Genomic DNA, 6,782 nt, shown 5'->3' with positions numbered 1-6,782 from the left:
CAACAGGCGTGCCATCTACCCGCCCACAGCGCTGGCCCCCTGATCAGATTGCCGGGGGTCTGGGGGCAGAGCCCCCAGGGGAAGCACGCAACAGGCGCCCGCCGCACGCAAAGGAACCACCAACGGAACCGGCGCGAACCAAACTCAAGCAGACTCGCGAGGCACCAAAACCGTAGGCAGCATCTGCTGCTTCTTCTTCACAGTCTCATCCCGCAGCAGCTTCATCAGGTGCTCCACCATCACCTTGACCTGCTCATCAGAGTCCTGCCGAACCGAAGTCAACGGCGGCACAGTGTGCTCAGCAATAGCCACATGATCGTCGAACCCGACCACCGCGACATCCTCAGGCACCCGCCGCCCAGCCTCGTGCAAAGTCTCCAACGCCCCAGCAGCCATCAAGTCCGAAGCCACGAACACAGCGTCCAACCCGGGCACCCGAGCCAACAGAGCGGACATGGCCTTCCGCCCACCCTCCCGGGTGAACCCACCGTCCTCGGTCAACCGGGCCGCCCCCTTGTCGTCCAACGACAGGGCGGACTTGAACCCGTTCAACCGATCTATGGCCGACAACTCGTCCAACGGCCCGGAGACGTGGACGATCTTCCGCCGCCCCAGCGACTTCAGGTGCTCGGTGGCGAGCACCGCGCCGCCCTCGTTGTCGTTGTCGACGAGGTGCATGCCGCGCAACGACCCCCACGGCTTACCGGCGTACACGACCGGCAGCGGGAGCTTCTTCACGACGGACACGAGTTCGTCGTTGCGGTGCGGTGCGAACACCAGCGCGCCGTCCACGTGGCCGCCGGCGAGGAACCGGTGGGCGCGGGCCTGGTCGTCCGGCGAGTGCACCAGCATCAGGACCATCTGCACGTCCATGTCCGCGAGGGCCCGCGCCCCCGCGCGGATCAGGCGGGCGAAGTGCGGGTCGTCGAAGATCTTGGGCTCCGGCTCGGAGAACAGCACGGCGACGGCGCCGGTGCGGCGGGTGACCAGCGCTCGTGCGGCGCGGTTGGGCTGGTAGCCCAGGGCCGTGACCGCCGCGTTGACCGCCTCCAGCGCCTCCGGGCTGACGCGGGGTGACGCGTTCAGCACACGGGACGCCGTGGCGCGGGAAACCCCTGCCCTCGCGGCAACGTCTTCCAACGTCGGACGCGCGTGGTTGGACACGAGCACCACCACTCCTCGATGAAAACCTTTGATCCGCTAAGCAGCTTAGCCCCAAAGGATCTCCCGGGAGGGTTTCCGCGCTGTTCATCGTGTTTTTTCGGCGGCCTCCGCCGGAACCGGCGTCTTCAGGGCGCGTCCGCGCGGCGCGATCGAGACGCGCAGAAGGCCGTCCTCCCGGCGTGTCGTGGTGGCGAGGCCGGCGCGGGCGGCGGTGCGGACCAGGGCGGTCTCCGAGGGCAGGCACCACGCCACGAGCTCGGTGAAACCGGCCGCGCGGGCGTCCGCGGCGAGCGCGCCCAGCAGGGCCGCGCCCACGCCGCGGCGTTGCCAGGCGTCCTCGACCAGCAGCGAGATCTCGGCGCAGTCCGGCGTTCCGGTGTGGATGAGCTGACCGAGGGCCACCACCTGGTCACCGGTCTGGGCGAGGACCGTGGTGCCGCGGGGCGGGCTGAGCAGGCGGTGCAGCCAGCGGCGCGGGACGGTGCGCATGCCCGAGTGGTAGCGGTTGAACATCGTCCTCATCGAACAGCGGGAGTGCAGCGCCTCGACGGACTCCTCGTCGGCGGCGGAACCGGGGCGCAGCACGAGCGCCGCGCCGTCGTCGCTCAGCACCGCGCGCAGCGAGGGCGCCGGCGCGTCCACGAGGTCGAGCAGGGCCTGGGCGCGGGTGAGCTCGACCTGGGTGAACGGGGCCCAGCCGCGCCGGGCCACCCACTCTCCCAACTGGACCTGGCCGTCCGCGGCCTCGCCGACCACCACGGAGTCGGCGGCCAGCACCTGGCGGAGTGCGTCGCCGGTCTGCTCGGGGTCGGTCAGCGCCCTCTTCGCCGCGCGCAGCACGGAGGTCGGCTGGTCGACGAGGTCGCGCAGGTCCGCCCTGGTGATCCCGACGCGCTTGCCGCCCTCGCTGCGCACGGCCTCGACCAGGTCGGCGGGCAGCACGCCCTCCGCCGCCCGCACCACGATCTCGTCCAGCACGCCGCCGGGCACGGGCATCACGTGCAGCGCGAGGACGTTGCAGTCGGCGGCGGCCAGCCGGACGGTGACGCGGGCGAGCGCGCCGGGGCTGTCGCTGAGTTCGAAGCGCAAGCGCCAGGTCGTCGTCATGACGTCAAGAGTTCACGGAACTTGTTGCCGCGAGACGAACCACGGGTAAAACGATGCTCATAGGGTCGCCGCATGAGGAGAACTCTGGCCGCAGGCCTCACCCTGCTCGGCGTCACCGCGCTGGCCACGCCGACCACCGCCGCCCCCGACGCGCACCGTCCCAGCGCTCCCGGGCAGGCGACGCTCACGAACTTCGCCTCGCTGGCCGCCGAGACCTTCGTCCCGGGCAGCGAGCCGAGCGGGTCCGCCCTCGGCACCGCCCCTGTCAACGGTGTCGTCCCGCCGTTCGCCGACCAGCCGGTCCAGGGTTTCAGCGGCGTGCTGCGCAACAGCGACGGCACCTACGACGTGCTGTCGGACAACGGCTACGGCACGAAGGCCAACAGCGCCGACTTCAACCTGCGCATCCACCGCATCGCGCCGGACTTCGGGACCAACCGGGTGGACGTGCTCGGCGGCATCACGCTGACCGACCCGAACGGCCACATCAAGACGCCGCTCACCCGTCCCGACCGCGTCCTGACGGGAGCCGACCTCGACGTCGAGTCGTTCACGCGGGGTGCCGACGGCACCTACTGGATGGGCGACGAGTTCGGCCCGTACCTGCTGCACTTCGACCGCGCCGGACGTCTCCTCGCCGCGCCGGTCCCGCTGGCCGGTGTCCGCGCGCCGGAGAACCCCGAGGGCAACCCGACCATCGGCGGCAGCAAGGGCTTCGAGGGCATCACGCTCTCCCCGGACGGCAGGACGCTCAACGCGCTGCTGGAGGGCACGGTCGCCGGTGACGAGCCGGGCACGTTGCGCCTCAACGAGTTCGACATCGCCTCGAACCGCTACACCGGCAAGAGGTGGGTCTACCAGCTGGAGAACCCGAACTTCGCCATCGGTGACGCGATCGCGGTCGACGCGAACCGGCTGCTGGTCATCGAACGCGACGGCGCGCAGGGCGCGGACGCGCTGGTCAAGCGCGTGTACCTCGCGGACAAGCGCGACCGGAACCGCGACGGCAAGCTGGACAAGACGCTCGTCGCCGACCTGCTGAACCTGGCCAACCCCCGGCACGTCGGCGGCCAGGCCGACCCGTTCCGCTTCCCGTTCACGACGATCGAGGACGTCACGATCCTCGACGACCGCACGATCGCGGTGCTCAACGACAACAACTTCCCGTCGTCGTCGGGCCGCACGCCCGGCAAGCCGGACGACAACGAGTTCATCACCATCCGGCTCGGCGCGAACCTGCACGCCGACCCGCGCGTGCTGCGCCGCCGCTAGACGAAGAGAGCGCTCTCACCTTTGGACAGAAGTATCCGCAGGTGAGAGCGCTCCAGGCCCCCTCGGCCCGACTGTGGGCTAGACGCTGTACCCGTGCGCGGGAAGCCCGTTCTGCCCGATGATCCGGGACAGCGCCACGGCGCTCTCCTTGACCGTCCGCCGCTGCGTCTCGAAGTCGACGTGCACGATCCCGAACCGCTGCGAGTACCCGGCGGCCCACTCGAAGTTGTCGAGCAGCGACCAGGCGAGGTAGCCGCGGATGTCCGCGCCCTCGGAGATCGCCCGGTGCACCGCGCGCACGTGGTCCACCAGGTACTTCGTCCGTGCGACGTCGTGCACGCGGCCCGCGGGGTCGACGACGTCCGGGAACGCGGACCCGTTCTCCGTCACGACCAGCGGCACCCCGTCCGCGTCGCGGGACAAGCGCACCAGCAGTTCGGTGAACGCGTCGGCGTTCTGCTCCCACCCGAACCCGGTGAGCTCGCCCTGCGGCGGCTCGATCGTGACGCCGCGCAGGCCCGCGTGCGGTCCGGCCGGCACGAAGTCCGGGTCGGCGGGCGCGACACGGGTCGGGTTGTAGTAGTTCACGCCGATCCAGTCGACCGGGGTCGCGATGGTCTCCATGTCGCCGTCGCGGACCACGTTCGTCCAGTCGCCGAGCCACGTCGTGTCCTGCAGGACGTCGAGCGGGTAGCCCTTGCCGAGGACCGGGTCGAGCAGGATGCGGTTCTGCAGGCCGTCGACCTTGCGGACCGCCTCGGCGTCGTCGCCGTAGATCGTGCTGAAGTTGAGCACGATCGACAGCCGGTGCGACTCCGGTGCCTGCGCCCGCAACGCCTGCGTGGCGAGGCCGTGGGCGAGCAGCAGGTGGTGCGCGGCCTCCAGGGACGCCACCGCGTCGGTGACGCCCGGCGCGTGGATCCCGTTGCCGTAGCCCAGGAACGCGGACACCCACGGCTCGTTCAGCGTGGTCCAGGCCTGCACCCGGTCGCCGAGCCGTTCGTGCACGATCGCCGCGTACTCGGCGAAGCGGTAGGCGGTGTCGCGGTTGCGCCAGCCGCCGAAGTCCTCCAGCACCTGCGGGAGGTCCCAGTGGTACAGCGTGACGAGCGGCTGGATGTCCTTCTCCAGCAACGAGTCCACCAGCCGGTCGTAGAACGCGAGCCCGCGCCCGTTGACCTGGCCGCTGCCGGTCGGCTGGATCCGGGGCCACGCGACCGAGAACCGGTAGGACGCGAGCCCGAGGGACTTCATCAGGTCCACGTCGGAGGCGTACCGGTGGTAGTGGTCGCACGCGGGGTCACCCGTGTCGCCGGCCAGCACCTTGCCGGGCGTCGCGGCGAACGTGTCCCAGATCGACGGGCCACGACCGTCCACTGTGGTCGCGCCCTCGATCTGGAACGCCGCGGTGGCCGCCCCCCACAGGAAGTCCGGTGGGAAGGTCAGCACCTCCCGCCCGACCTCGACGTCCGAGTCGGTCGTCATTCACTCATCCCTTCACCGCGCCCTGCATGATGCCGCCGACGATCTGGCGGGACAGCAGGACGAAGATCGCGATCACCGGCAGCACCGCGATGGAGGCACCGGCGAGCATCAACGAGTAGTCGGTGTAGTAGCCACTGGCCAGCGTCGACAGGGCGACCTGCACAGTGGGGCTGTCGTTGGGGTCGAGCACGATCAGTGGCCAGAAGAAGTCGTTCCAGGCCGTCATGAACGTGAACATGCCGAGCACCGCCGCCTGGGGCCGCACCGCCGGGAACCCGACGTGCCAGAACGTCCGCAGCACCGAGCAGCCGTCCACGCGCGCGGCCTCGATCAGCTCGTACGGCACGGTCTCCTCGCACGCCTGGCGCATCCAGAACACCGCGAACGAGCCGATCAGCACCGGCACGATGACCGCCTGCAGCGTGCCGTACCAGTCGAGGTCCGACATCAGCATGTACAGCGGGATCACGCCGAGCTGCGTCGGCACCATCGCGGTGCCGAGCACGAGCAGGAACAGCGAGTCGCGGCCCTTGAACCGCAGCCGCGAGAAGGCGAACCCGGCGAGCGTGCCCAGCACGACGTTCGAGATCGCCACCGTGGCCGCCACGATGAACGAGTTCTGCATGGCGAGCCAGAAGTCGACCGTGTCGAAGACGCGGGTGATGTTCTCGACCAGGTTGCCGCCGGGGACCAGCGGCGGGACCTTCTCGCCGAGGACCGAGTTGTCCTTCGACGCGACGATGAACGAGTAGTACAGCGGGAAGACCGACGCGGCGAGCACGGCGACCAGGAACCCGTAGAGCAGGGGGCCTGCCTTGGCGTTCTTCATGCGATCACCCCTTGCCCGCGATGCGCCGCGTCAGCGTGAAGTTGACCAGCGCGACGAGCAGGACGACCACGAACAGCATCCAGGCGATGGTGGCCGCGTAGCCCGCGTCGAACAACCGGAAGCCCTTCTCGTACATGTAGAGCACCAGCGTCTGGAACTGCCGGTCGGAGCCGCCGGTCGAGTTGTTGGCGGCGAAGCCGGGGTCGAAGAGCGCCGGTTCCGCGAACAGCTGCAGACCACCGATCGTCGAGGTGACGACGGTGAACAGGATCGTGGGCCGGATCGACGGCACGGTGATCGACCAGAACATGCGCCAGCGCGAGGCACCGTCCAAAGTGGCCGACTCGTACATGTCCTTCGGCACGGACTGCATGGCCGCGAGGTACAGCAGCGCGTTGTAGCCCGTCCAGCGCCACATGACCATCGTCGACACCGCGAGGTGCGAGGCCCACGTCTCGGCGCGCCAGTCGATCGGGTCGATGCCGACGAAGCCGAGCAGGAAGTTCACGATGCCGAAGTCGCGGCCGAAGAACTGCGCGAACACCAGCGCCACGGCGGCGACCGAGATGACGTTGGGCAGTAGCACGCCGGCCCGCCAGAACGCGCTGCCGCGCAGACCCCGGTCCAGCAGCGCGGCGAGCCCGAGCGCCGCGAGCAGCTGCGGCACCGTGGAGAGCACGAACAGGCTCAGCGTGTTGAACAGCGCGTTCCAGAACTTGGCGTCGGCGAACAACGTGACGTAGTTGTCCAGGCCGACGAACCCCAGGTTGCCGTCGATCAGCTGCCAGTCGTGCAGCGACACCCACGCCGTGTACACCAGCGGGTAGAGCCCGAAGATGCCGAACACCAGGAAGAACGGCGCGATGATCAGGTACGGCGTGTACTTGGCGTCCCAGTTGCTCAGCCGGAAGTTCCGCGGCGGTGT

Annotated in this window: 6 protein-coding genes; 1 reads left to right on the top strand and 5 read right to left on the bottom strand. The window is 69.6% G+C overall.

Features of this window, described 5'->3' with window-relative positions; translation table 11 throughout:
• Nucleotides 1-144: 144 nt before the first annotated feature.
• On the bottom strand, nucleotides 145-1,170 hold the full coding sequence (locus ABZX02_RS38610) for a LacI family DNA-binding transcriptional regulator (RefSeq protein ID WP_355306156.1): 1,026 nt from the start codon (nucleotides 1,168-1,170) through the stop codon (nucleotides 145-147).
• Nucleotides 1,171-1,248: 78 nt separating this feature from the next.
• A complete protein-coding gene (locus tag ABZX02_RS38605; protein ID WP_355306154.1) occupies nucleotides 1,249-2,271 on the bottom strand; it encodes a GNAT family N-acetyltransferase in 1,023 nt (340 codons plus the stop codon).
• 72 nt (nucleotides 2,272-2,343) lie between these two features.
• Between ABZX02_RS38605 and ABZX02_RS38600 the strand changes: the two genes are divergently transcribed.
• Nucleotides 2,344-3,543, top strand: a complete 1,200-nt coding sequence (locus tag ABZX02_RS38600; RefSeq protein ID WP_355306153.1) for an esterase-like activity of phytase family protein — start codon at nucleotides 2,344-2,346, stop codon at nucleotides 3,541-3,543.
• A gap of 78 nt (nucleotides 3,544-3,621) precedes the next feature.
• Here ABZX02_RS38600 and ABZX02_RS38595 read toward each other — a convergent pair whose 3' ends face one another.
• From ABZX02_RS38595 to ABZX02_RS38585, 3 genes are read right to left on the bottom strand one after another with little or no spacing between them, the layout of a single operon-like run.
• On the bottom strand, nucleotides 3,622-5,028 hold the full coding sequence (locus tag ABZX02_RS38595) for a GH1 family beta-glucosidase (protein ID WP_355306151.1): 1,407 nt from the start codon (nucleotides 5,026-5,028) through the stop codon (nucleotides 3,622-3,624).
• A 4-nt stretch (nucleotides 5,029-5,032) separates the two neighbouring features.
• On the bottom strand, nucleotides 5,033-5,857 hold the full coding sequence (locus tag ABZX02_RS38590) for a carbohydrate ABC transporter permease (RefSeq protein ID WP_355306149.1): 825 nt from the start codon (nucleotides 5,855-5,857) through the stop codon (nucleotides 5,033-5,035).
• Nucleotides 5,858-5,861: 4 nt separating this feature from the next.
• Nucleotides 5,862-6,761: a sugar ABC transporter permease gene (locus ABZX02_RS38585; RefSeq protein ID WP_355306170.1), complete on the bottom strand. Its 900-nt coding sequence runs from the start codon at nucleotides 6,759-6,761 to the stop codon at nucleotides 5,862-5,864.
• Between the last annotated feature and the right edge of the window lie 21 nt (nucleotides 6,762-6,782).

The organism is Lentzea sp. NPDC003310 (genome assembly GCF_040610935.1).
In the GTDB taxonomy this organism is placed as follows: domain Bacteria; phylum Actinomycetota; class Actinomycetes; order Mycobacteriales; family Pseudonocardiaceae; genus Lentzea.
The sequence above is the reverse complement of the archived record's forward strand: the minus strand, read 5'-3'. Positions and strand labels throughout refer to the sequence as shown.